At 69.9% G+C, this 22306-nt stretch carries 22 protein-coding genes; 17 read left to right on the forward strand and 5 right to left on the reverse strand.

Annotated features, from left to right (window positions below; translation table 11 throughout):
* From F0U44_RS19005 to F0U44_RS19050, 10 genes are all read left to right on the forward strand, one after another.
* Positions 1-1983, forward strand: coding sequence for an ABC transporter permease (locus F0U44_RS19005; protein ID WP_149729946.1), 1983 nt, complete (start codon positions 1-3; stop codon positions 1981-1983).
* Positions 1980-2738 (forward strand): ABC transporter ATP-binding protein, encoded by a 759-nt coding sequence (locus F0U44_RS19010; protein ID WP_149729947.1) that lies wholly within the window; start codon positions 1980-1982, stop codon positions 2736-2738. The genes F0U44_RS19005 and F0U44_RS19010 overlap by 4 nt, the downstream gene beginning before the upstream one ends.
* Entirely contained in the window at positions 2735-3442 is a 708-nt protein-coding gene (locus F0U44_RS19015; protein ID WP_149729948.1) for an ABC transporter ATP-binding protein, read from the forward strand. The genes F0U44_RS19010 and F0U44_RS19015 overlap by 4 nt, the downstream gene beginning before the upstream one ends.
* Complete coding sequence (locus F0U44_RS19020) at positions 3439-5022, forward strand: hypothetical protein (RefSeq protein WP_149729949.1); 1584 nt, start codon at positions 3439-3441, stop codon at positions 5020-5022. Before F0U44_RS19015 ends, F0U44_RS19020 begins: the two co-directional genes overlap by 4 nt.
* Before the next feature lie 25 nt (positions 5023-5047).
* Positions 5048-5557: a hypothetical protein gene (locus F0U44_RS19025; RefSeq protein ID WP_149729950.1), complete on the forward strand. Its 510-nt coding sequence runs from the start codon at positions 5048-5050 to the stop codon at positions 5555-5557.
* 4 nt (positions 5558-5561) lie between these two features.
* Positions 5562-6212, forward strand: a complete 651-nt coding sequence (locus F0U44_RS19030; RefSeq protein WP_149729951.1) for a TetR/AcrR family transcriptional regulator — start codon at positions 5562-5564, stop codon at positions 6210-6212.
* Between the two features lie 71 nt (positions 6213-6283).
* Positions 6284-7363, forward strand: coding sequence for a TIGR03857 family LLM class F420-dependent oxidoreductase (locus F0U44_RS19035; RefSeq protein ID WP_149729952.1), 1080 nt, complete (start codon positions 6284-6286; stop codon positions 7361-7363).
* On the forward strand, positions 7360-8415 hold the full coding sequence (locus tag F0U44_RS19040; RefSeq protein WP_149729953.1) for a phosphotransferase family protein: 1056 nt from the start codon (positions 7360-7362) through the stop codon (positions 8413-8415). Before F0U44_RS19035 ends, F0U44_RS19040 begins: the two co-directional genes overlap by 4 nt.
* A complete protein-coding gene (locus tag F0U44_RS19045) occupies positions 8412-9329 on the forward strand; it encodes a spirocyclase AveC family protein (RefSeq protein ID WP_188113563.1) in 918 nt (305 codons plus the stop codon). The genes F0U44_RS19040 and F0U44_RS19045 overlap by 4 nt, the downstream gene beginning before the upstream one ends.
* A gap of 62 nt (positions 9330-9391) precedes the next feature.
* Positions 9392-9841 carry an MOSC domain-containing protein gene (locus tag F0U44_RS19050; protein ID WP_223163756.1) on the forward strand — a complete coding sequence of 150 codons (450 nt, stop codon included), beginning with the start codon at positions 9392-9394 and terminating at the stop codon, positions 9839-9841.
* Here F0U44_RS19050 and F0U44_RS19055 read toward each other — a convergent pair.
* Positions 9819-10571, reverse strand: a complete 753-nt coding sequence (locus tag F0U44_RS19055) for a dienelactone hydrolase family protein (RefSeq protein ID WP_149729955.1) — start codon at positions 10569-10571, stop codon at positions 9819-9821. The genes F0U44_RS19050 and F0U44_RS19055 overlap by 23 nt on opposite strands.
* Before the next feature lie 60 nt (positions 10572-10631).
* On the opposite strand from F0U44_RS19055, the gene F0U44_RS19060 reads away from it, so the two are divergent.
* Positions 10632-11723: a lipase family alpha/beta hydrolase gene (locus tag F0U44_RS19060; RefSeq protein ID WP_149729956.1), complete on the forward strand. Its 1092-nt coding sequence runs from the start codon at positions 10632-10634 to the stop codon at positions 11721-11723.
* A gap of 36 nt (positions 11724-11759) precedes the next feature.
* On the opposite strand, the gene F0U44_RS19065 is transcribed toward F0U44_RS19060, so the two are convergent.
* Entirely contained in the window at positions 11760-13067 is a 1308-nt protein-coding gene (locus F0U44_RS19065; RefSeq protein ID WP_188113564.1) for an ABC transporter substrate-binding protein, read from the reverse strand.
* Positions 13068-13161: 94 nt separating this feature from the next.
* Between F0U44_RS19065 and F0U44_RS19070 the strand changes: the two genes are divergently transcribed.
* Complete coding sequence (locus tag F0U44_RS19070; protein ID WP_149729958.1) at positions 13162-14283, forward strand: diguanylate cyclase; 1122 nt, start codon at positions 13162-13164, stop codon at positions 14281-14283.
* Between the two features lie 127 nt (positions 14284-14410).
* Here the strand turns inward: F0U44_RS19070 and F0U44_RS19075 are convergent, their stop codons facing one another.
* Positions 14411-15589: a PucR family transcriptional regulator gene (locus tag F0U44_RS19075; RefSeq protein WP_188113565.1), complete on the reverse strand. Its 1179-nt coding sequence runs from the start codon at positions 15587-15589 to the stop codon at positions 14411-14413.
* A gap of 247 nt (positions 15590-15836) precedes the next feature.
* Between F0U44_RS19075 and F0U44_RS19080 the strand changes: the two genes are divergently transcribed.
* A complete protein-coding gene (locus tag F0U44_RS19080; protein ID WP_149729960.1) occupies positions 15837-16436 on the forward strand; it encodes a hypothetical protein in 600 nt (199 codons plus the stop codon).
* A gap of 58 nt (positions 16437-16494) precedes the next feature.
* Positions 16495-16872, forward strand: coding sequence for a DUF2834 domain-containing protein (locus tag F0U44_RS19085; protein WP_188113566.1), 378 nt, complete (start codon positions 16495-16497; stop codon positions 16870-16872).
* On the opposite strand, the gene chsH3 is transcribed toward F0U44_RS19085, so the two are convergent.
* Both chsH3 and kstD read right to left on the reverse strand, forming a co-directional pair.
* Entirely contained in the window at positions 16837-17712 is an 876-nt protein-coding gene (gene chsH3 / locus F0U44_RS19090; protein WP_149729962.1) for an enoyl-CoA hydratase ChsH3, read from the reverse strand. The genes F0U44_RS19085 and chsH3 overlap by 36 nt on opposite strands.
* Entirely contained in the window at positions 17712-19424 is a 1713-nt protein-coding gene (gene kstD / locus F0U44_RS19095) for a 3-oxosteroid 1-dehydrogenase (RefSeq protein WP_149729963.1), read from the reverse strand. The genes chsH3 and kstD overlap by 1 nt, the downstream gene beginning before the upstream one ends.
* A gap of 35 nt (positions 19425-19459) precedes the next feature.
* On the opposite strand from kstD, the gene F0U44_RS19100 reads away from it, so the two are divergent.
* The 3 genes from F0U44_RS19100 to dmpG are packed head-to-tail and all read left to right on the forward strand — an operon-like array spanning position 19460 to position 22284.
* Positions 19460-20266, forward strand: coding sequence for a 2-keto-4-pentenoate hydratase (locus tag F0U44_RS19100; RefSeq protein WP_246160660.1), 807 nt, complete (start codon positions 19460-19462; stop codon positions 20264-20266).
* Between the two features lie 2 nt (positions 20267-20268).
* On the forward strand, positions 20269-21174 hold the full coding sequence (locus F0U44_RS19105) for an acetaldehyde dehydrogenase (acetylating) (RefSeq protein ID WP_149729965.1): 906 nt from the start codon (positions 20269-20271) through the stop codon (positions 21172-21174).
* A 15-nt stretch (positions 21175-21189) separates the two neighbouring features.
* Positions 21190-22284: a 4-hydroxy-2-oxovalerate aldolase gene (gene dmpG, locus F0U44_RS19110; RefSeq protein WP_149729966.1), complete on the forward strand. Its 1095-nt coding sequence runs from the start codon at positions 21190-21192 to the stop codon at positions 22282-22284.
* Positions 22285-22306: the final 22 nt, after the last annotated feature.

Here is a 22306-nt window from a genome sequence, read left to right on the forward strand (position 1 = left end):
ATGTCCTCGCTGTTCGCCTTCACGCTGCTCGGGCTCTTCACCGGTGCTGCCTACGCGATCGTCGCGAGCGGGATGGTGCTGACCTACACGACGACCAGGGTCTTCAACATCGCGCATGGCGCGTTCGGCATGGTCCTCGCCTTCACCTTCTGGGACTTCACCGAGCGCCAGGGCATGCCTGCCCTGGTGGGCCTCCTCCTCGTGCTGCTCGTCGTCGCCCCGGCCATCGGCTGGTTCACCCAGCGCTTCGTGGCGCGCGGACTCGGAGAGGGACCGGTCTCGGTCTCCCTGGTCGTGACGGTGGGCCTGCTCGTCGGCCTGATCGGTGTCGCGCAACAGGTCTGGCCGCCGGCCCCGAGGGTGGTGCTGCCCTTCAAGCCGGAGTCGGGCTTCGAGATCGGCGACACCTACGTCACCGCCCACCAGCTGATCACGATCGCGTGCTCCATCGCGGTGGCCGGGCTGCTCTACGCCCTCCTCAACCACACCCGGATCGGCACCGCGATGCGGGCATCGGTCGACAACCCCGAGCTGCTCAAGCTCTTCGGCGGCCGCCCCGACACGGTGGCCGCGCTCTCGTGGGCGATCGGCATCTCTCTGGCGGCCCTCGGCGGCATCCTGCTGACGCCGACCGTCGGCCTCGACTACTACGCGCTGACGCTCCTCGTGATCAACGCGTATGCCGCGGCGATGCTCGGCCGCCTCAAGAGCCTGCCGCTGACCTTCGCCGGAGCGATGGGGCTGGGCATCGCGGAGTCCTACGCCGTTGCCTACCTGCCGACCGATGGCTTCTGGTCGACGATCCGTCCGGTGATCCCGGCACTCTTCCTCTTCGCCGTGATGATCGCGCTGCCGCAGGCCCAGCTCCGGATCGGCCAGGTCAAGGGCATCGTGACCGCACCGGTCCCCAGCTTCCGCAACGCCGTGGGCTGGGGCGGTGGCCTGCTCGCGGTGGCGGCGGTGCTCGTCGCCGGGGCCTCGACGGCCGACGCGCTGCTGATGGGCACGGCGGCGACCTACGCGATCGTCATGCTGTCGATGGTGCTCCTGACCGGCTACGGCGGTCACGTCTCGCTCGCTCAGTTCACCTTCGCCGGGGTCGGTGCCCTGGCCTACGCGAAGCTCGACGAGCCCAACCTGTGGGGGCTCGCGATGTCCGCGGTGATCGCCGGGCTGGTCGGGGCGCTCGTCGCGATCCCGGTGCTGCGGCTCACCGGCCTCTACCTGGCGCTGTCGACCCTCGCCTTCGCGGTGCTGATGGACAAGATGATCTTCCAGCAGGACTGGGCCTACAAGTTCAACGGCACCCTGCAGACCGAGCGTCTCTCGGTTGCTGGGGTGAGCCTCGGGACCGACGCGGTCTACGTCTGGGTGATGGTGCTCGTCTTCGTGCTCGTGGGGCTCGGCGTGCTCGCGCTGCGGCGCGGCACGCTCGGCAGGCTCCTCATCGCGATGCGGGACAGCCCGTCGGCGTGCGGCACCCTCGGGCTCGACCTGCGGTGGTTCCGGGTCGGCCTGTTCGGGCTCTCGGCCTCGATCGCCGGTCTTGCCGGGGCCCTGTTCGCCGGCCTGCGCGGCAGCGTCGGTGCCGCGGACTTCCTCTACTTCCAGTCGTTGCTGATGTTGCTGCTCGCGGTCGTCTTCGGGGTCACCTCCGTGACCGGCGCGCTGCTCGGTGGCATCGCGCTGATGCTGATGCCGGTCTGGCAGTCGGATCACCCCTCGTTGGCCGGCGTGCTCTTCGTCCTGGTCGGCTTCGGGGCGGTCGCGCTCGGTCGCGATCCCAACGGGTTGGCCAACCTCCTGTTCAAGGTGGGCCGACTGGTGCGCGATCGGTTCGAACCGCAGCTGCGAGAGCGGCTCGACGGCCTGCTGCCCCAGGGCGGCTCGGTGGACCTGGCCGCAGCGGGTGCGGCCGAGGTGCCACTTCGGACGATGGGTGACGTCTCGGACGACGCGGCGATCGAAGGGAGTGTGCGATGACCCTGCTCGAGGTCGACCGGGTGGTCGTGCGCTTCGGCGGCGTGACCGCCGTGAACGAAGCGTCCTTCACCGCCGACGGCGGCGCGATCACCGGACTGATCGGCCCGAACGGTGCCGGTAAGACGACGTGCTTCAACGTCATCAGCGGCCTGCAGAAGCCGACCAAGGGCAAGGTGCACTTCCAAGGTCGGTCGATCACGTCCTCAGCCGTGCACCGCCGCGCCCGCAAGGGGATCGGCCGCACCTTCCAGCGGCTGGAGGCCTTCGGTTCGCTGTCCGTTCGCGACAATGTCCGGGTCGCCTTCGACATCCATCGCGGCTTCAGGGGTGTGCTCAAGCCCGGGGCGGCCGATGTCGAGGCGCTCCTCGAGCGGGTCGGCATCAGCGACTACGCCGGGGAGCGCGCCGATGCGATCCCGACCGGTGCCGCGCGACTCCTCGAGCTCGCCCGCTGTCTGGCTTGCGATCCCCACCTGCTCCTTCTCGACGAGCCGTCCTCGGGCCTGGACGAGGCCGAGTCGGAGGCGTTCGGTGCGCTGCTCCGCGAGCTGGCCGCCGAGGGACGCGGGATCTTGATGGTGGAGCACGACATGGACCTCGTGATGAACGTGTGCGACACCATCCACGTGCTCGACTTCGGCGAGGTCATCGCATCCGGGTCGCCTGCCGAGATCCGGGCCGACGCCCGGGTGCAACAGGCCTACCTCGGCTACTCCGACGAACCGGTGCGCGAGCCGATGGAGGCACAGGCATGACGGTCCCGATCCTCGAGGTGATCGACCTCCACGCCGCCTATGGCCGCATCGAGGTGCTGCGCGGCGTTGATCTCGCCGTCCCCAAGGGCGCGGTGATGGCCCTCCTCGGACCCAACGGCGCCGGCAAGTCGACCCTGGTCAAGGTGATCTCTGGCCAGAAGGCCGCCACCTCGGGCGACATCCACCTGGCCGGCGTACACGTGAAGGGGGCGAAGCCCGACGACCTCGCGCGAGTCGGCCTCTGCACCATCCCGGAGGGCCGGTCGGTCTTCCCGAATCTCACGGTGGAGGAGAACCTCCGCCTGATGTCGTACGCCGGCGTGCCCGCGCCGGCCGTACTGGACACCGCGTTCAGCTACTTCCCGCGGTTGCACGAGCGCCGTCGTCAGCTCGCCGGCACCCTGTCGGGCGGCGAGCAGCAGATGCTCGCGATGTCGCGCGCGCTGGCCTCCGACCCGGCGCTGCTGCTGCTCGACGAGCTCTCGATGGGTCTGGCTCCGCTGATCGTGGACGAGCTCTACGACACCGTGGCCCGGATCGCCGAGTCGGGCGTCTCGATCCTCTGCATCGAGCAGTTCGCCCGGACCGCGCTGCGGGTCTCGGACTACGCCGCGGTGATGAGCAACGGCCGGATCGTCGCGAGCGGCGAACCCGGCGAGATCCTGGCCACAATGGCCGACGTCATCCTCGGAGGTGCAGCATGAGCCGAGTCAGGTCAGCCGTCGTCCCGCTCGCCCGAGCAGCGGTGGCCGCAGGTCTGGTGGCGCTCGTGCTGCCGCCGACCGCGCCGGCCGCGCACGCCGACGAGTCAGCGCCCGCCTATGGCGGCTTCAGCTCGGTCGCGTCCGCCGCGCCGATCCATGTGGAGATCTACGAGCCGAGCATCCCGATCCCGGCCACCCCCCAGGCCGAGGTCGCCCTCGGCTACACCAAGGTCGCAGCGGACTCCGGCAGCTCCAAGGGCCGCGCCAGCTACCTGTGGCCGGGCGACTCGGTGGGCGAGGGGCTACCGACCTTCGCGGAGCAGCTCGGCCTGCCGCCGGACGCGTTCGACGACGGCTACCCCGTGCAGGTCAACTCCTCCTATCCCTCCGACCTCACCGAGCAGACCGACGAGCCGCTGCCCGGGATGGTCATGCGCACGACGGCGGGGGACAAGACGGCGAGCGCGCAGGGAGGCTTCTCGCCCGACAGCGGCGTCAGCGATCCCGAGTCCGACGGCCCCGACGGCGGGGGCGGGTCGCCCTCGCTGGACGGGTTGCTGGGTCTGCTGAGCGGACTCGGTCAGCTCGACGCGCTGCCGCGAGGCACAGCGACGACTGCCGACGCCGGCGTACCCGGGCTGCCGGCGCCGCTCACGACGCTGATCGACCTGGAGGGCTTTGCGTCGTCGAGCCGCACCTCGGCCGTGGACGGTCCCGTGGTGAGCGCGTCGCGCACGATCCTGGGCGACGTGCGGTTGCTCGGAGGACTGATCACGCTGAGCGGGATCGACGTCCGGGCCCGCGCCGTGACGGACGGGACGACGGGCGAGGCCGGTGGCCGGGCCGACTGGGGTGCGCTCTCCCTGGCCGGCAAGGAGTTCGCCATCGGTCCGGAGGGACTGGTCGCCGACGGAGCTCCGCTGAGCCTGCCCGGGCTGCCGCTCGACCCTGCCACCGCACTGCTCCAGCTCGGCATCAGCATCCAGGTGCCCGAGCCGACCCGCACGGTCGAGGGTGACCAGGCGACGAGCACCAGCTCCGGGCTGATCGTCGTCATCGACACCGCGGTGCTCGCACCCGTCCTTCGGGCGTTGCCGGCGGCGGCTCTCGCGCAGCTGCTCCCCGACCAGGCCGGTCCACTGAAGAGTGTCATCGGCGGTCTGAGCGACCTGAAGCCGAGGATCGTCATCACCCTCGGCACCGCCTCGGCGAGCGTCGACACCGAGCCGCCGATCGAGGTCACGCCGCCCGGAGAGACGACCGACCCTCCCGCCGACAACACGACCGGCGGCAAGCCGCCGAAGAACGGCGGGTCCACCGGCGCCGGCCCGGGTGCCGCGCCTCCGGGTGACGCCGGGCCGCCGACGACCGACGCCGGAGGCTTCGTCGACACCAGCGCACCGACGCTGCCCGGACTGCCGCCGCTCTTCTCGATCCCGGGAATGCTCCTCATTGGCAGCATCGCGGCAGCGGCCTTCGCCGGCACCTGGTTCCGACGCCTGGGGCTCGCCGCCCTGGGCGGGGGCGCCGCCTGTTCGCACGGACTTGATTCCGGACTTCCCGATCTCCGAAAGGCATGAGATGTCCAGCACCGCACTTCCTCGCGTGAGCAAGAGCTCCGGATCCGGGATCGCGCCGCTGCGCGACACCTACGGCCAACTGCTGCAGGTCGTCTTGTTCTGGGCCGGCGCGATCCTGCTGCCGCTCGGCCTGGTCGTCATCGTCCTGGGCTGGTACGGCGCCGCCAACACGCCCTACCAGTACGACCAGCTCTCCTACCTGGTCTCCGGCGGCCTCCTGGGCCTGGGCCTCACTTTCACCGGCGGCTTCCTCTACTTCGGCGCGTGGCTCGCGCGGATCGCGGCCGACGAGCGGGAGTCGTCGAAGCGCCTGGCGGACACGCTCCTCCTGCTCGCGGACGTCACGAGCCGGGCAGCGGCGACCGACGACCGGGGCGTGGACCTCGGTGCAGTCCCTGTCACGGCAGGGGAGGGCACGACCATGCATCGCCGCGACTGCTCGCTCATCGCGCACCGTGACGACCTGCGTCCGGTCGGGGAGAGCAACGGCCACCTAACCACGTGCCGGGTGTGCCGGCCGGCCGACGTACGCTGAACCGGTGACCGCAGCCCCGTCGAGTCGCCCCGGCCCTCGCGCCGACCTCGACGTCCCGGCCGCCCTGCTCGACACCGCCGAGCGGATGTTCGCGCAGGACGGTGTCGGCGCCGTCTCCCTGCGTGCCATCGGGCGTGAGGCAGGCGTGTCCTCGGCCGCTGTGCTCTACCACCACTCGACCAAGCCGATGCTCGTCGAGGCCGTGCTGCGGCGGCGCGGTGCGGCCGTCGGCCGGGAGCTCTCCGCGCGGCTGCGCGCGCTCCTCGACGCCGACGGTCCGGTCACGACGCGCGACCTGGTCGACGCGGTGCTGGTCCCGATGGTTGATGTGGTCAATGCCGACCCCGAGGGCGGCTTGTGCTGGGTCAAGCTCTTCACCCAGCTGGCCCAGGCCAACGACAACCTGTGGATCTCCGCGGTGCGGGGCAACACCGACCTCTCGACCATGGTCGTCGAGGTCACTCAGCGGGCGCTGCCGGCCCTCGACGAGGCGGCGATCCGCTCCCGGCTCGGCATCGCCATGTTCGGGGTGCTGACCTCGCTGGCCGGCGCGGACCTCCGTGCGGTCCCGGACCGGATGGGGCCCGACGGGCTCGACCCCGAGTTCGTCGAGCAGCTCGCTCGGTTCACCGCGGCGGGTCTCGCTACCGATTGACGAGTTCGGCTATCCGAACGTAGGTGATCGAACTATCGACCACCGCCGGGCACCTGATTAGCGTCGCTGTCATGTTTCCGGAGCTGGGCTTCTACGGGCTGGCTGGCCACGCCGCTGACCCGCGCGCGCTGGTGGAGGAAGTCCGCGAGGCCGAGCAGCTCGGCCTGGGCGCGGTCTTCCTCTCCGAGCGCTTCAACTACAAGGACGCCGCGGTGTTGAGCGGCGCCGCTGCCGCCTCGACGGACCGCATCGGCATCGCCACGGCCGCGACCAACCACAACACCCGACACCCGCTCGTCACCGCGACGATGGCGACGACCGCCCACCGGATGAGCGGTGGGCGCTTCGCGCTCGGGCTGGGTCGTGGGTTCGACATGCTCTTCGACCTGATGGGTGTCCCGCGGATCACCAACGCGCAGCTGCGCGACGCGGTCGCGGTCCAGCGACGCCTGTGGCGGGGCGAGCGGTTCGACCACGACGGGCCGTCGGGTCGCTATCCGTTCCTGTTCTTGATGGACGAGGAGATCGCCGAGGACATCCCGGTCCTGATGGTCGCGCTCGGCCCGAAGGCACTGGCGCTAGCGGGCGAGATCGCCGACGCGGTGGTGCTGCACACCTTCATGAGCGACGAGGCCGTCGCCCGGAGCGTCGCGACCGCCCGCGCTGGCGCGGAGCAGGCCGGCCGTGATCCCGATGCACTGCGGATCTGGGCGTGCACCGCCGTGGTCGAGGACTCCCTGCCCCGCGAGGTGGTGCTCAAGAAGACCGTCGGCCGACTCGCGACCTACCTCCAGGGCTACGGCGACCTGCTCGTCCGGATCAACGGCTGGGACCCCGCCGCGCTGCAGCGCTTCCGCGAGGACGAACTGGTCGCGGGCTTCTCGGGTGCGTTCGACGCAGCCGCGACCGTCGACCAGCTCGACTACCTCGCCGAGAAGGTCATTCCGCAGGAGTGGCTCGACTGTGCGATCACGGGGTCGGCGGCCAGCTGCGCGCAGCAGGTGGCCGACTCGTTCTCCGCGACCGGCGTCGACAGCGTGATCCTGCACGGTTCCACGCCGGCACAGCTGGCTCCCGTCGTGGATGCCTACGCCGCCGTACGACGTCCGGCGCAGCCGGAGCTGCCCGCCAACCCGGGGCGGATGGCATGAGCGTGCTCCCCGTTGCGTCCGTCGACGAGCTGACCCCCGACTGGCTCACCGCGGCGCTCGGGAGGGAGGTCTCCGACGTGTCCGCCACGCCGGTCGGCACCGGTCAGATGGGTGCCTGCTACCGGCTCGTGCTCCGGGGTGACCCCGGTCTTCCCGCAACCCTGCTCGCCAAGCTGCCGACCGCGGATCCCGCGGGCCGTGACTTCCTGCACGGCTCCTACGCGATCGAGACCACCTTCTACGCGCAGCTGGCGCCGACATTGTCGATCCGGGTGCCGACGACGTCCTACGCGGCCATCTCCTCCGACCCTGCGCAGCGCGGGGTCTTCACACTGCTGCTCGAGGACCTCGCCCCGGCCGTCCAGGGCGACCAGGTGCGCGGCTGCACGCCGCTCCAGGCCGCAGCGGCGCTGGACAACCTCGCTGGCCTGCACGCCCCGCGCTGGTGTGACCCGACCCTGCTCGAGGTCGAGGGACTCAGCCTCGCAGGCAAGGACGAGGCCGACATGCTCGACGCCGTCTTCAAGGACGCCGTCGAGATCGCCCTGGGGAAGCTCGACGGGCTCGTGAGCGCCGCGGACGCGGCGGACCTTCGGGCGATCGCGCCGTACGCCGGCGCCTGGTCGGTCGCCCGCCCGGAGCGCTTCGCCCTGGTCCACGGCGACTACCGGCTCGACAACCTGCTCTTCCACGCCGACGGGCGGGTGTGGGCGGTCGACTGGCAGACGCTCTCGCTCGGCCTCCCGGCCCGTGACGTCGCCTTCCTGCTCGGCACGGGGCTCGCGCCGGACGCGCGGCGCGCCACCGAGGAAGGGTTGGTGGCGTCCTACCACCAACGACTGATCGACCTCGGCGTCGAGGACTACGCGGTCGAGGATTGCTGGGACGACTACCGGTTCGGCATGCTCCAGGGACCGCTCATCGCCGTGCTCGGCTGCGCCTACAGCAGCACCGACTCCGAGCGCGGCAACCGCATGTTCGCCGCGATGGTCGCCCGGTCCGTGGCAGCGATGCGGGACCTCGGGACGCTCGGGCTTCTCGAGACGCTGTGACCGCGCGCCGATGGCCCGTCGCGGCGCTCGCGGCGACCGGCTCCGTCGCGCTGCTCGTGCAGATCGTCGCGTACGGCGCGTGGTTGACCTCCGGGAAACTCGGACCGGTCCGGAGCATCGGGCCCGTGCCGGCGGATGTCGCGCGCAACGTCCACGCCGCCGAGCTCACACTCGTCGGGTTGGCAGCGGTCTGGCTCGTCCTCGTCGGCTGGACCTCCTGGCAGCAGCGGGGCCTGACCTGGCCCCTCCTCTGGACCGCGGCATGGGCGAGCGCCTACTGGCAGGAGCCACTGGTCAACGCCCGGCGCCGGACGTTCAGTTTCAACGACGGGTTCGTCAACTTCGGTGACTGGACCACGCACCTCCCGTTCGTCCCCGATTCCTACCAGCCGCTGCCCGAGGCGCTCCTCCTCGAGGGGCTGGTGTTCCTCGCACTGCTGCCCGCTCTGACGATGGTCGTCGCCGGGCTGGTCGGTTGGCTCCTCCGGCGAGGTCTCGGGCGAGCGGTCGCGTTCGTGGTCGGCTACGTCGCGGTGGTGGCGTTCGACGTCTGCTTCGAGCTCGCCGGCATCTCCCAGGATCTGCTCGCCTACGTCGAGGTCGGCGGCCCAGCGCTGCGGTCGGGCGACCCGGACCAGTGGCCCCTCTATGAGGGCGTGGCGATCGGCGCGGCCTGGGCGTTCCCTGGACTGCTGACCGCTGCGCGCCGTGACCGCGGGGACGCGGCATGCAGGGAGGTGCGGCCTCGTTGGTGGGGTGGTCGATGGGCGACGCTCGTGACCCTCCTTGCCGCCGTCGGGGTGGTCAACGTCGTCTTCGGCCTCTACAACGCGGGCTATCTGGCGATCATGGCCGGCACCGTGGCGGACCAGCCTCCGTGGCTCGGCGGGGCCGTCGGCCTCGTGGCTCGTTGAGCCGCGAGGGCCGGCACCCACTGGTTGGTGTGTCCGAGACGACGGTGGGGATACTCGACCCCGTGACCCCGACCGTCGTCTCGATCCACCTCGCCAAGGCGTCTCGCCTGCCGATGCAGGCCAAGGACGTCGTCGAGGTAGAAGCCGGCAAGGGGATCGTGGGCGACCGTTATCACGGCACGAAGCACCGGCACGTGACCGTGCAGAGCCGGGAGAGCCTGGACGAGGCCGCCGACGTCTTCGGCTCGGAGGTCCTGTCCGAGCTGACCCGGCGCAACCTGACGATCAGTCACGGCGCGGTGCCGCGCGAGCCGGGTGCGCGACTGCGGATCGGTGCCGTGCTGCTCGAGGCGGTCCGGGTGGCCGCGCCGTGCAAGCTCCTCGACGACACGATCGGGCGTGGTGCACAGGAGGCGCTCCGTCGCCGCGCCGGCACGGTCTTCCGGGTGCTCGAGGGTGGTTCGATCAGCCTCGGTGACGCGGTGGAGATCAGCCCGCCAGCTTCTCCCTGAGGAACGCCAGCACGCGGTCGACGCCCTCCTGCTGGCGGTGCAGGGTCACGGTGGAGTGCTTGTAGCCGGGAAAGTCGACGCGGATGAAGGCCTCGCCCAGCTCGCGGTCGAGGGTGTCGAACCGGCTCCCGGTCATCGGGTCGCCCTTGTACTGCAACCCCAGCACCTGGCATCCCCCTGCCGCACGCCGCTTGACCACGTCGAGGTCGGCGGGGGAGAGACCCAGGTCGCGGCCCCGGCCGGGCGTGACGGCGAAAGGCACCGACGGCTGGCAGAGAACCGGCGCGGCGATCGCGTCGTCGACCATCATCCCGAGCGCGAACCCTCCCGTGAAGCACATGCCGATCGCACCTACACCCGGCCCGCCGACGTCGGAGTGGAGCTCGCGGGCCAGGCTGCGCAGCCACCCGGAGACCGGTGACGTCTGCCGGGTCGCGAGCGTGACGAACTCCCGGCTCACGCACAGCTTGCTGATCACGGTGGGCACGTTGACGGCACCGATCGGTGCACCCGGCGTGCCGAACAGGTGGGGGAGGACGACGGTGAACCCGGCCGCCACGACCTCCTCGGCGAAGGCGATGAACTGCGGCGTCATCCCCGGGACCTCGTGGATCACGATGACCCCCGGCCCGCTGCCCTTGCGGTAGGTCGGGAAGGTCAGCGGCTGGCCCTCGAGATCGTCCGCGGTGTGCTCAGCCTTGGTCCAGGAGTCGAGGAGTTCGGTCGGCATGGGCCGAACCTAGCGTGATGACTTAGCGTGGTCGGCGTCTGACCGACCAGAGGAGCCATCATGGGGAAGCGCTTCGTCGCGCTCGCGATCTCGTTGCTGTCCGTGGGGGCGACCCTGCTGGTGCCGTTGCTGGAGCAACCGGCATCGGGAGCACTTGCTTCGGTGACCGCCGAGCGCCGCCCGGGCTACGCGCCGTTGGCTCGGTCGGGCCCGCGGCTCTCGGTGCCGCGGGCGAAGCTCGCTGCCGCAGTGACCTGCTCGGGGAACTTCCACGCCAACGACCTGGAGCCCGTGTTGTTCAACCCGGCGACCGGCGTGACCGCACGGCAGAACTTCTCGTGGAACTACCAGAACGCCTTCACCGCCCAGCACCGGCCGTGGTGCGCTGTCACGCCGCCGCACCACACGTTGGGCGACATCCAGATATCGGCCGAATACATCGTCTATGCGCTCCGGCACACCCACGCTCTGGCCGGCCGAAAGATCGCGATCCTCGGCCACAGCCAGGGCGGCATGTCGATGCGGTGGGCCCTTCGTTTCTGGCCCGACACGCGGCCGATGGTGGCCGACGTCATCTCGATGGCGCCTGATCACCACGGCACCACGCTGGTCGACAACGTGTGCACGGTCGGGCGCACGACCTGTGTCGCGGGGCTGTGGCAGCAGGCCAGCAAGGCCCACTTCATCGAAGCACTGAATAGCCGCGCCGAGACCTTTGCTGGCATCTCCTACACCAGCATCTACAGCAAGACCGACGAGGTCGTGATGCCCACTCGCGGGCCGCGTCCGACCTCGGCGCTCTTCACCGGCATGGGCCGGATCACCAACGTCACGACACAATCGGTCTGCCCGCTCGACCTCTTCGAGCACCTGCTCATCGGCACCGTCGACCCGGTCGCCTACGCGCTCGTCATGGATGCCCTGCGGCACCGTGGACCTGCCGACCCGGATCGGATCGACAGTGGTGTGTGCGGCCAGCTGTACATGCCGGGCGTCGATCCGGCCGACGTCGCCGACAACCTGTCGCTCGTAGCCGGACTGCCCTACGTCTTGCTGGTTCCCGTGCCGGACGTGAGCATCACCGGACTACCCCAGCTCAAGGAAGAGCCGCCGCTGCGCTGCTACGTCTACGCCGACGGCTGCTCGGACTAGCGGGACAACCAAGTCCAAGTCGCCCGCCGCGCGCCACTAGTGGCTGAAGCCTCCGTTGAGCTCGAGGTCGTGGTCCACGAAGTCGGCCGCGCGGTCCAGAGCGCGGTCTGTTCGCCCCCCGTGCAGCGCGACGGACATCGCCTCGGCGAACTGGCTGCTGAGGACGGCGTAGCCGGGGGTGAGCGGCCGAGGCACCGCAAGGCAGTCCTTGTCCGGAGTATCACGCCCGCAGCTGCGTCGCAGCTGGTCGGCGAAGAGCTCGAGTGGACCGTCCTCGGCGTACAGGCTCGACCGAGCGAGTGCGCTGGACATGCCCGGGACGGCTCCGTTGGCCTCGGTCATGCGCAGCACCTCGGCGTCGCTCAGCAGGAAGTCCAAGAACGTGGCGGCTGCTCGCTGGTGGTCGTCGTCGCCCGAGGTGACCGTCCAGGTCCATGATCCTTGGCCGGTCTTCGACCCATGGCCGAGGTCGGGGAGCGGCAGCACCAAGAGATCCTCGCCCAGCGCGGCGGCGTAGTCGCGATAGGTCCAGTGCCCGACCCAGGACAGGGCGACTCGGCGACTCGTGAAGGCGGCGTCGTCCTCGTTCGGGTCGATGTAGGGAGCCCAAGCGCTCACCGTGTCCAGTGCAGCCTTGGTCGCGCTGCCGTCGAGGTGCCCGCGTGGGGACAGAGTCACCGGGTCGATCAGGTCCCCGCCCGCCGACGCGACCAGCGGAGCGAACCCGTAGGTGAGCCATTCGCCGGTCCCGTAGTTCTCCTTGACGTCGAGGACGAGGCCGTCGCTGTCCTGGGAGGCCAGCTTCCCGAGAGCAGCGGTGAACTCCTCGTCGGTCCAGGCCGTCTCGGGCGAGGTGGACCACTCGACGTCCGCGTTACGAAGCGCTCGGCGATCGGCGTAGAGGCCGAGCCCCGAGTCGAACGTGCCGACGGCGTATCGATGCCCCGCGATCGATCCTTGCGCCTGGAGGGAGGGGAGCTGGTCGCCGAGGACCGCGTCGGTCAGCAGGCCGTCCAGCGGGACCACGACCTCTTGGTAAACGTAGCTCGCTAGCAGCGGACCGTCGACCTCCACCAGATCGGGGGCGTCCCCGCGGGCGATCCTGGCTTGGAGCGAGTCGTTGTAGTCACCTTCGGCGACCAGGGTCAGCGCCACCTCGACGGTGTCGTGACCCTCGTTGAACGCCGCGACCTGCTGCTCGAGCACGGCCCGCTCCTCGTCGGTGCCGTCGTGGGCCAAGACCTCGATCCTGGTGAGCCGGTCCTTCTCGCTCTCGGTGGACCCGCAGCCCGTCAGGCCGGCAGCGACGAGTCCCACCACGAGCAGGCAGGGACGAAGGGACACGTCAACCAGATCGGCAGGCCACGGGGCTCATGAAACGGTTCTCTGTGCCGATCTTGCTATTGGGACGACCGGAGGTGGTGAGGTGCGCCGGACAATGGCGATCGCATCGTCGATGGTGATCGTCGTGCTGCTCGCCCTCGCAATCACATCGGGGACGGTCGTGGTGACCTTCGCCCGTTCCAACGATCGCGTGATCAAGGTGCGCGAAGTGGTGACGCGCATCGGCGTCCTGCGCGACGCCGTGTCCGACGAGGCGTTCGCCGAGGCCAGCTATCGCCGCGCACCCAACCGACGGTCCTGGCAGGAGCTCGACGACGCGATGCGGGCGGTGCCGGCCCTGATCGACGATCTGCGCACGTACGTCGACAAGGCCGATGCGATCACGCTGTCGAACCTCAGCGTCCTCAACGCGCGCTACGTGACCCAGATCCGCAGTCAGCGGGGCCGACCACAAGCCGCTGCCGACGACCGGGTCGCGGGGCCCGCCCTGGATGCCATGCGGGAGCTGCTCCAATCGATGATCGTGAGGCATCGCGACTTCGTCACCGACGCCACGCGCGAGCAACAGGGGTTGATCACGCGGCTGGGCGTGCTGTTGGCCGCTGCGTTCACCCTCGCATTCGGCATCCTCTGCTGGGCTGTGCGGCTCACGCTGAGAGAACACCGCAGAGTGCAGCGTCAAGCGGCCTCGGCGCGCGCAAGGTCGCTGACCGACCCGCTGACCGGTCTCGCCAATCGCGCTGCTCTCGCCGAAGCGATGGAGAGCGAACTCGGCCGCCCCGACACCTGCGCGAGCCTGCTGATGATCGATCTCGACCACTTCAAACCGGTCAACGACACCTACGGCCACCAGGTCGGCGACGTCGTCCTGCGTCAGGTCGCTGAGCGTCTGCGTTCGTCGGTGCGTGTCGAGGACGTCGCGACACGCCTTGGGGGGGATGAGTTCGCTCTGTTCCTCAAGAAGGACGCTGACGCCGACCTGGTGGCGAGCCGAGTACTCGGGGCGTTCGACGTGCCCTTCTTGGTCGGCAACCTCTCGATCGCGCTCGGGGCCTCCATCGGGCTCGCTCACGCTGTCGGCCGGGCGTTGGGGCCCGATGACTTGGTCGGCGCGGCTGATGCTGCGCTGTACGGGGCGAAACGCAGTGGACGCGGCCGCCTTGTTGCCCAGGTCGATCAGGCGCTCGGCGTACGCACCGGTGAACGGGGCGCATGAGACGACCGCGCTCGCGCGCTCACTCCGCCGACGCGAGGATCGCGGTCACCTCGTCGTGGCCGGTGGTTCGCGCATGTTGCAGCGCGTCGACACCGTCGTGGTCCGTGATCGTCGGGTCGACGCCGGGTCACGGTCTCGGGCGCTCGCACACCGCAGCGAGCTTGAGTGCGAGCGCAAGATCCAGCGGACGCTCGTCGATGGAGCGCCCGAGGAGCTCCTCGGCCTGGCGGACGCGATAGCTGACCGTGTTCTCGTGGATGTTGAGCCGCCGGCCCGTACGTCCACGGTTGCCGCCCTCCTCGAGCAGCGTCAACAGGGTCTGAGCGAGGCGGCGGGCGCCCTCGTCGTCACTGAAGAGCGGTCCGAGCTCGCGGGCGACGAAGGCCGTGCTCTGCTCGGGATCGACGGAGCCGAGGGCCTGGAGGGCGACCTGCTGGTAACGCGTGACCGATCCGACCTCGGACCCGGCGAGGCGGGCGACGCGTCGGGCCTGCACGGCCTCGAGATAGCTGGTGCGGAAGCCGACCACCCCGGCGGCGGCTTCGCCGAGCGCGACCCGGACCCCGTCCGCTGCTGATCGCAGCCGGATCCGGTCGAGCGCGGCGAGGTCCGTCCCTCCCTTGACGCTGACCCAGGCGGCGAGGGACAACGTGCCGAGGGAGTGGGGGAGGACGTGGGTGGTCCCCAGGGTGCCTGCGACGTCGCGTACGGCGGCGTCCAGCGCCGTGAGGGTGTCGCGCCCCACGGTGTGGTTGTCCACCCAGGCGATGACGGCGACGTGCGTGCGGTGCAGCTCGTGCTTGAGGATCCTCGACGCCGCGTCCTGGTCGACGGGACGGCCCGCCAGCAGGGTCTCGATCGTCTCCGCCCGACTGGCCGCCGCACTCCGCAACCAGCGGTCGCGCTCCTCGACGTAGACCTCCTCGACGAGGCACAGGGCGACGTCGACGTAGGCGAACAGCCAGGCGGAGATCAGGTCGGCGGCCGCGTTGCGGTCGACCGGGTCGGCCACGTCCTCGAAAAGGATCCCGGTCAGGTGGCGTGCGGTGGCGGCGTGGGCCAGGCGATAGCTGCGGAACAGGGTCGTCAGGGGGATCCCGTGACGAGCGCCGTCCTGGGCGTATTCGATCGTGGCCGGCTCGAGGTGGGTGGCCGTCACGGGATCGGCGCCCTCCTCCACGATGCGTGCGAAGAGCCGGATGCTGACCTCTGTGCTGGCGCGGTTGGCCTCCAGCGCCTCCGGGCTGTCGAGCAGGTCGGGCAGGTGGGCAGCGACGACCTCGACGACCGCTGTGGACAGCCCCACACAGGCATCCTGCAGATGACGGGCGGCCGGACGCAATGTCGATTCCCACAACCGCGCGGCATCGCCCCGCGCCGGCGACCACTCGGGTTCCATGGCCCGACCGTACTCGCTCCGGGTCTCTTCTGTCGGTTTCGACAGTTCTAGCCGTCAACGTTGGCGCTGAGCGCTATCGGCCGGGGGCCACGCCGTTCGACGATCGAGGCACCCGAACAAGCCCCCGACAAAGCCTGAACCCAGGAGGACCATCATGAGCCGTTTCGATATCACCCGGACCAACATCGCCGTCGAGCGACTGATCGAGACCACGCAGGACCCGCGCCACCTCTACCTGCTGCACGCCTACAACCGGCACCGCTACCTCGAGATGGCCGGCCGCTACGAGGAGATCTTCGCTCCGGACATGACCGTGGCCCATCCCGTCTACCACTTCAACATGCTCGGCGAGACGCTGACGCTCGAGGGCGCCGAGGCCGTGAAGGGGGTCTACGCCGAGTGGACCGCCTCCCACCAGTGCATCTTCTACGTGGAGTCGGAGAAGCTGGCGGTCAGCGACGACATGATCGTGTCGACCTCGATCATGCTGCAGCAGACGCCCGGCAACGTGCTGGCCGCCTCCGGTGTCGACGTCGACCCCGAGGCGACCTACCTGGTGAAGTCAGCCGAGCACATGATCTGGCCTTACGAGAACGGCCTGCTCGTCGGTGAGGACGTCTGGGAGTACGACGCGACCCAGCGTGACGTGATCGCTCTCGACCCGTCCGAGGTGCTCACCGCCGAGCAGTCCGGCCGCCTCCTGGCCCCACTGATCAAGCCGCTGCCGGCCGTCAACCCCTTCACGTCCTCATGACCGTGCAGACGCGGTGATGGACGCCCTGGTCGAACGCCGCTTCTGCCACACTCCCGACATGAAGCTCTGGCACGTCTACGTCGCGATCGCGGTGGTCGCCCTCATCGGCACGACATCGCAGGCGCTCGGCTACTTCGATGCCGGACCGGTCGGCGGCACCGTCGACTTCTGGGACGACGCGCTCACCTCCAACGATGCGGCGCGGTTCCTCGCGATCGACGTCTTCCTGCTGGGCACCGCGGTGTTCGTCCTGCTGGCCGTCGAGGGACGGCGGGTCGGGATCGGCGCCGGGTGGTGGGCCTTCTACTTCGTGGCCTCGCTGTTGATCGGCATCAGCACCTTCGTGCCGCTCTTCTTGGCCCACCGCCAGCGCAAGCTCGACGCGATGGACGCGGCTCCGTCAGCAGGAAAGCACGCAGTCGGCCAGCACGGGTGACCCGTCCCGGTCGCCCCCGGCGATCACCGCGGAGGCGATGATCTGGTCGCCCTCGCGCCAGCCCGAGACGCGGATGGTCTCGCCCGGGAAGACCACGCCGGCGAAGCGCGCGGTGAAGCCGCGGACGAGCGTGGCGTCGCCGCCGAGCAGGCCGTCGGTCAGCTCGCGCAGCACGATGCCGTAGGAGCACAGCCCGTGCAGGATCGGCGCAGGGAAGCCGGCGCCCTTCGCGAAGTCCGGGTCGGCGTGGAGCGGGTTGCGGTCACCGCAGAGCCGGTAGAGCAGCGCCTGCTGCGGAGTCACGTCGTAGGACGCCACCAGATCGGGCTCGCGGTCCGGAACGACGACGGCCTCGGCCGATCCGCGGTCGCCGCCCCAGCCGCCCTCGCCCTTGACGAAGATCGATGAACGGACGCGCCACAGCTCCTCGCCCTCCGGGGAGGTGGCGACGCCCTCCTGCCAGATGACAGCGGCCTTGCCCTTGTCCCAGATGTCGGTGAGCGTCGTGACCAGGGTCGCGGAGCCGGAGGTCGGGATCGGACCGGTGACCGTGATGGTCTGGGCCCCGTGGACCACCTGAGCGAGGTTGATGTCGCAGCCAGGCAGGTCGAGCGGCGGCGGGTCCGTCATGTGGAACGTCGGAACGACGACACCGAAGGACGGCAGCACCTGGAGCGCCGGCCCATCGAGCGTGTAGCGCAGCGCGTCGGGGGACAGGTTGTCGCCCGCGCGGGAGCCGGCGCCGATGCCGAGGTGGTAGAGCAGGACGTCGCTCTCGGTCCACGAGAAGATGGTGCGGGCGGTCTCCGCGCCGATGGCGACGGACGGGTCGATCGGCATCAGATCTTCTCCTTGGCGATGTCCTCGGCGGCGAGATATCCGAAGACGAGGGCGGGTCCGATGGTCCCGCCCGGACCGGGGTAGGTGTTGCCCATGACGGCCGAGGACACGTTGCCGGCGGCGTAGAGGCCGTCGATCACGGTCCCGTCCTCACGCAGCACCCGGGCACGTTCGTCGGTGACGAGCCCGCCCTTGGTGCCGAGGTCGCCCGGGACGATCTTGACGGCGTAGAACGGGCCCTTCTCGAGCGGTGCGAGCGAGCAGTTCGGCTTCACCTTCGGGTCGGAGTAGTACTTGTCGTAGGCCGACTCGCCGCGGTGGTAGTCCTCGTCGACGCCGGTGCGGGCGAACCCGTTGAAGCGCTCGACAGTCGACTCGAGCGAACCGGCCGGCAGCCCGACCTTGTCGGCGAGGTCGGCGAGCGAGTCGGCGCGGGTGACGACGCCCTCCTTGTACCAACGGCCCGGGAAGGGCTGGCGGCCCGCGACGCCCGCGAAGAGGTAGCGGTTGCGGTAGGTCTGGTCGAAGACGAGGTACGACGGCACGTGGCTCACGCCGGTCGCCTCGCCCTTGTAGATCTCGTGGGTGGCCTCGACGTAGGGGAGCGCCTCGTTCATGAAGCGGTTGCCCGCAGAGTTGACCATGATCGAGCCGGGGAGGTTGCGCTCGGCCAGGCAGAACCACGCGCGGCCGGGGAGCGGGATGGTCGGGCCCCACCAGGCGTCGTCGAGAAGGTCGGTCGCCGCGCCGGCCGCCGTACCGGCGAGCAGGCCGCCGCCGGTGTTGGACGGGGCCCCGGTGGACCACTCGCTCGAGGTCGGCTGGGGGAGGAACTTCTCCCGGAGCTGCTGGCTGTGCTCGAACCCGCCGGAACCGAGGATGACGCCGCGCCGGGCGCGGATCTCCTTGCGCTCCGTCTCCCCGGTGGTTGAGCTTGTCGAAACCACCACGACGCCCACCACGCGGCCGTCCTCGACGAGCAGGTCGGCCAGGTCGGTCTCGTAGTGCACCGGTACGCCGGCGTCGACGAGGCCCTTGCGCAGGCCGATCGCGATGGCGTTGCCCATCGCGAACATCTTGCGGCCCAGGGCCAGCGACAGCAGTCGCTTGAGCATGACCTTGAGCAGCGTGAGCGGGCCCTTGATCGTGCGCAGCCCGAGGCTGATCTTGCGGTAGTCGCGCTGCATCACGATGAGGTTGGCAGGCGCCTTGGTGTAGGCCGGGTGCAGCCGGTCGAGCTCTTTGCCGAGGAAACGCGCGTCCATCGGGACGGCCTCGACGCTGCGCCCTCGGGCGCGGCCACCCTCCTGCTCGGGCAGGTAGTCGGCGTACTCCGGCACCCAGACGAACCGGAGCGGCGTCGTCTCCTTGATGAAGTCGAGCACCTCCGGACCGCGGTCGAGGTAGGTGTCGCGGCGGATCTTCGGGACGGTGTCGCCGACGATCGTGTCGAGGTAGGTCCGCGCCGCCTCGAGGTCGCCCTCGTCGACCTGCTTGGCGGCCTTCAACGCGTAGTTGCCCGGGATCCACACACCGCCGCCGGAGCGAGCGGTGTTGCCCCCGAAGTAAGCGCTCTTCTCGATCAGGATCGTGTCCAGCCCGTGGCGTCCGGAGGCGAGCGCCGCGCTCATGCCGGCGCCTCCGGCACCCACGACCACGACGTCGACCTCAGCTGGAAGAGCGGCCGGTTTGTCCGGCGTAGCACCCGTCATGGCACAAAACTGTAACAGGTTCTAGTATTGCTCTCGTGATCTCTCAGGACGCGATCTCGGCAGCGGTCGAGCGGCTCGCCACGGCCCAGGAAACCAGGGTCCCGTGCGAGCCCGTGCGCGATCTCATCGGCACCGACGACCTCCCTGCGGCCTATGCCGTCCAGCAAGGACTCGTGCAGGCGCGGATCGCCGGCGGCGTGAGCGTCGTCGGTCGCAAGATCGGCGCCACGAGCAAGGCCGTCCAGGACCAGCTCGGCGTCGACCAGCCTGACTTCGGCTACCTGTTGAGCGACATGGACGTCAGCTACGGCGTGTCCGGCACCCCGATCTCGATGCGGACCCTCGTCCAGCCCCGGGTCGAGGCGGAGGTCGCCTTCCGGCTCGCGACCGACATCGCTCCGGAGACCGAGGAGGAGATCACGATCGAGGCAGTCCGGGCGGCGGTCGACCTCGCGCTGCCCGCGCTCGAGATCGTCGACTCCCGCATCGCCGACTGGAAGATCGGCTTCACCGACACCGTCGCGGACAACGCCTCCAGCGGGCTCTACGTGGTCGGCACCGACGGCCGCACCCTCGACGAGCTGGAGCCGCGCGACGTCGTGATGTCGCTGACGATCAACGGCGAGGAGCGTTCGGCCGGCAACGGCGCCGCCTGTCTCGGCGACCCGCTCGAGGCGCTGCGCTGGCTCGCCGTCCAGGCGTTCCGCTTCGGCGACCCGCTGCGTGCGGGCCACCTGATCCTGTCCGGGGCCCTGGGCCCGTTCGTGCCGTTCGCCCCGGGAGACCGGGTGACGGCGTCCATCAGCGGATTCGCACCGCTGGCCGTGGAATTCGAGGAGTGAACGTGAGCAAGAAGGCCACCGCCGCCATCGTCGGGCCGGGCAACATCGGCACCGACCTGATGTACAAGCTGCTCCGCTCGGACGTGATCGAGCCGCGCTGGATGATCGGCGTCGACCCGGCCAGCGAGGGGCTCAAGCTCGCGGCCGACAAGGGCCTGATCTCGACCCACGAGGGCGTCGACTGGCTGCTCAAGCAGGACGAGCTGCCCGACCTCCTCTTCGAGGCCACCTCGGCCTACGTGCACAAGGAGTACGCCCCGCGCTACGCCGAGGCCGGCATCCGCGCGATCGACCTGACGCCCGCCTCCGTCGGCCCCGCGGTCATCCCGCCGGTCAACGGCGAGGAGCACGTCGGCGCGATGAACGTGAACATGATCACCTGCGGTGGCCAGGCCACGATCCCGATGGTCGCCGCGGTCTCGCGCGTCACCCCGGTGTCGTACGCCGAGATCGTCGCGTCGGTCTCCAGCGTCAGCGCCGGTCCGGGCACCCGGGCCAACATCGACGAGTTCACCCGGACCACCTCGGCCGGCGTGGAGTCGATCGGCGGCGCCGCGCGCGGCAAGGCGATCATCATCCTGAACCCGGCCGAGCCGCCGATGATCATGCGCGACACGATCTTCTGCGCCGTCGACCCGGACGCCGACACCGACGCGATCGCGGAGTCGATCCACGCGATGGAACGGGCCGTGCAGGAGTACGTGCCGGGCTACCGGCTCCTCCAGGAGCCGCAGTTCGACGGCCCGAACGATTTCACCCAAGGCATGCGCCGGGTCTCGATCTTCGTCGAGGTGGAGGGCGCGGGCGACTACCTGCCGCCGTACTCGGGGAACCTCGACATCATGACCGCCGCCGCGACGCAGGTCGGCCAGCACATCGCTCGCTCGCTCATCGCTGGCCAGAGCTGAAGACGGAGTACTGACATGACTGACATCAACACGCTCCAGCGCACCTGGTCCGGCACCCACGGCGACGAGCCGTTCGGCAAGCTCGACCTGCGTCTCACAGACACCTGCCTGCGCGACGGGTCGCACCACAAGCGCCACCAGTTCACCGCGCAGGAGGTGCACGACATCGTCGAGGCCCTCGACAACTCCGGCGTCCCGGTGATCGAGGTGACCCACGGCGACGGCCTGGGCGGCAGCAGCTTCAACTACGGCTTCTCCCGCACGCCGGAGCAGGAGCTCATCAAGATCGCGGCCGAGACCGCCAAGCGCGCCAAGATCGCGTTCCTGATGCTCCCCGGACTCGGCACCAAGGACGACATCCGCGCCGCGCAGGACAACGGCGGCCAGATCTGCCGGATCGCGACCCACTGCACCGAGGCCGACGTCTCGATCCAGCACTTCGGCCTGGCGCGTGAGCTCGGCCTGGAGACCGTTGGGTTCCTCATGATGAGCCACACCCAGTCGCCCGAGGTGCTGGCCAAGCAGGCCCGGATCATGGTCGACGCCGGTTGCCAGTGCGTCTACGTCGTCGACTCCGCCGGCGCCCTGATCATGGAGCAGACGGCCGATCGCGTCTCGGCGGTCGTCGCCGAGATCGGCGGCCAGGCTGACGTGGGCTTCCACGGCCACGAGAACCTCGGTCTCGGGGTGTCCAACACGGTCATCGCCGCGCGTGCCGGGGCGACCCAGATCGACGGATCCGTCCGCCGGTTCGGTGCGGGTGCCGGCAACACGCCGCTGGAGGCGTTCGTCGGCGTCTGCGACAAGCTCGGCTGGACGACCGGTGTCGACTTCCTCAAGATCGTCGACGCCTCCGAGGACGTCATCAAGCCGGCGATGCCCGAGGAGTGCCAGCTCGACCGGATGACCCTGATGATGGGCTACGCCGGCGTCTATTCCTCGTTCCTCAAGCACGCCGGCAACGCCGCCGAGCGGTTCGGGGTCTCGGGCGCGCAGATCCTTCTCGAGGCCGGCAACCGCAAGCTCATCGGCGGCCAGGAGGACCAGCTCATCGACATCGCGCTGATGCTGAAGGCGAAGCAGGACGCCGACGCGGGCGCCAACGCGTGACACGAAACTAGAACGTGTTCTA

Source organism: Nocardioides humilatus, from assembly GCF_008373755.1.
GTDB lineage: Bacteria > Actinomycetota > Actinomycetes > Propionibacteriales > Nocardioidaceae > Nocardioides > Nocardioides humilatus.

Coding starts and splice junctions, on each gene's coding strand:
- F0U44_RS19055 (WP_149729955.1), bottom strand. CDS start 10,571: ATGCCGACCGAACTCCTCGACTCCTGGACCAAGGCTGAGCACACCGCG.
- F0U44_RS19085 (WP_188113566.1), top strand. CDS start 16,495: ATGAAGCTCTGGCACGTCTACGTCGCGATCGCGGTGGTCGCCCTCATC.
- dmpG (WP_149729966.1), top strand. CDS start 21,190: ATGACTGACATCAACACGCTCCAGCGCACCTGGTCCGGCACCCACGGC.
- F0U44_RS19015 (WP_149729948.1), top strand. CDS start 2,735: ATGACGGTCCCGATCCTCGAGGTGATCGACCTCCACGCCGCCTATGGC.
- F0U44_RS19040 (WP_149729953.1), top strand. CDS start 7,360: ATGAGCGTGCTCCCCGTTGCGTCCGTCGACGAGCTGACCCCCGACTGG.
- chsH3 (WP_149729962.1), bottom strand. CDS start 17,712: ATGCCGATCGACCCGTCCGTCGCCATCGGCGCGGAGACCGCCCGCACC.
- F0U44_RS19010 (WP_149729947.1), top strand. CDS start 1,980: ATGACCCTGCTCGAGGTCGACCGGGTGGTCGTGCGCTTCGGCGGCGTG.
- F0U44_RS19035 (WP_149729952.1), top strand. CDS start 6,284: ATGTTTCCGGAGCTGGGCTTCTACGGGCTGGCTGGCCACGCCGCTGAC.
- F0U44_RS19080 (WP_149729960.1), top strand. CDS start 15,837: ATGAGCCGTTTCGATATCACCCGGACCAACATCGCCGTCGAGCGACTG.
- F0U44_RS19020 (WP_149729949.1), top strand. CDS start 3,439: ATGAGCCGAGTCAGGTCAGCCGTCGTCCCGCTCGCCCGAGCAGCGGTG.
- F0U44_RS19005 (WP_149729946.1), top strand. CDS start 1: ATGTCCTCGCTGTTCGCCTTCACGCTGCTCGGGCTCTTCACCGGTGCT.
- F0U44_RS19070 (WP_149729958.1), top strand. CDS start 13,162: ATGGCGATCGCATCGTCGATGGTGATCGTCGTGCTGCTCGCCCTCGCA.
- F0U44_RS19060 (WP_149729956.1), top strand. CDS start 10,632: ATGGGGAAGCGCTTCGTCGCGCTCGCGATCTCGTTGCTGTCCGTGGGG.
- kstD (WP_149729963.1), bottom strand. CDS start 19,424: ATGACGGGTGCTACGCCGGACAAACCGGCCGCTCTTCCAGCTGAGGTC.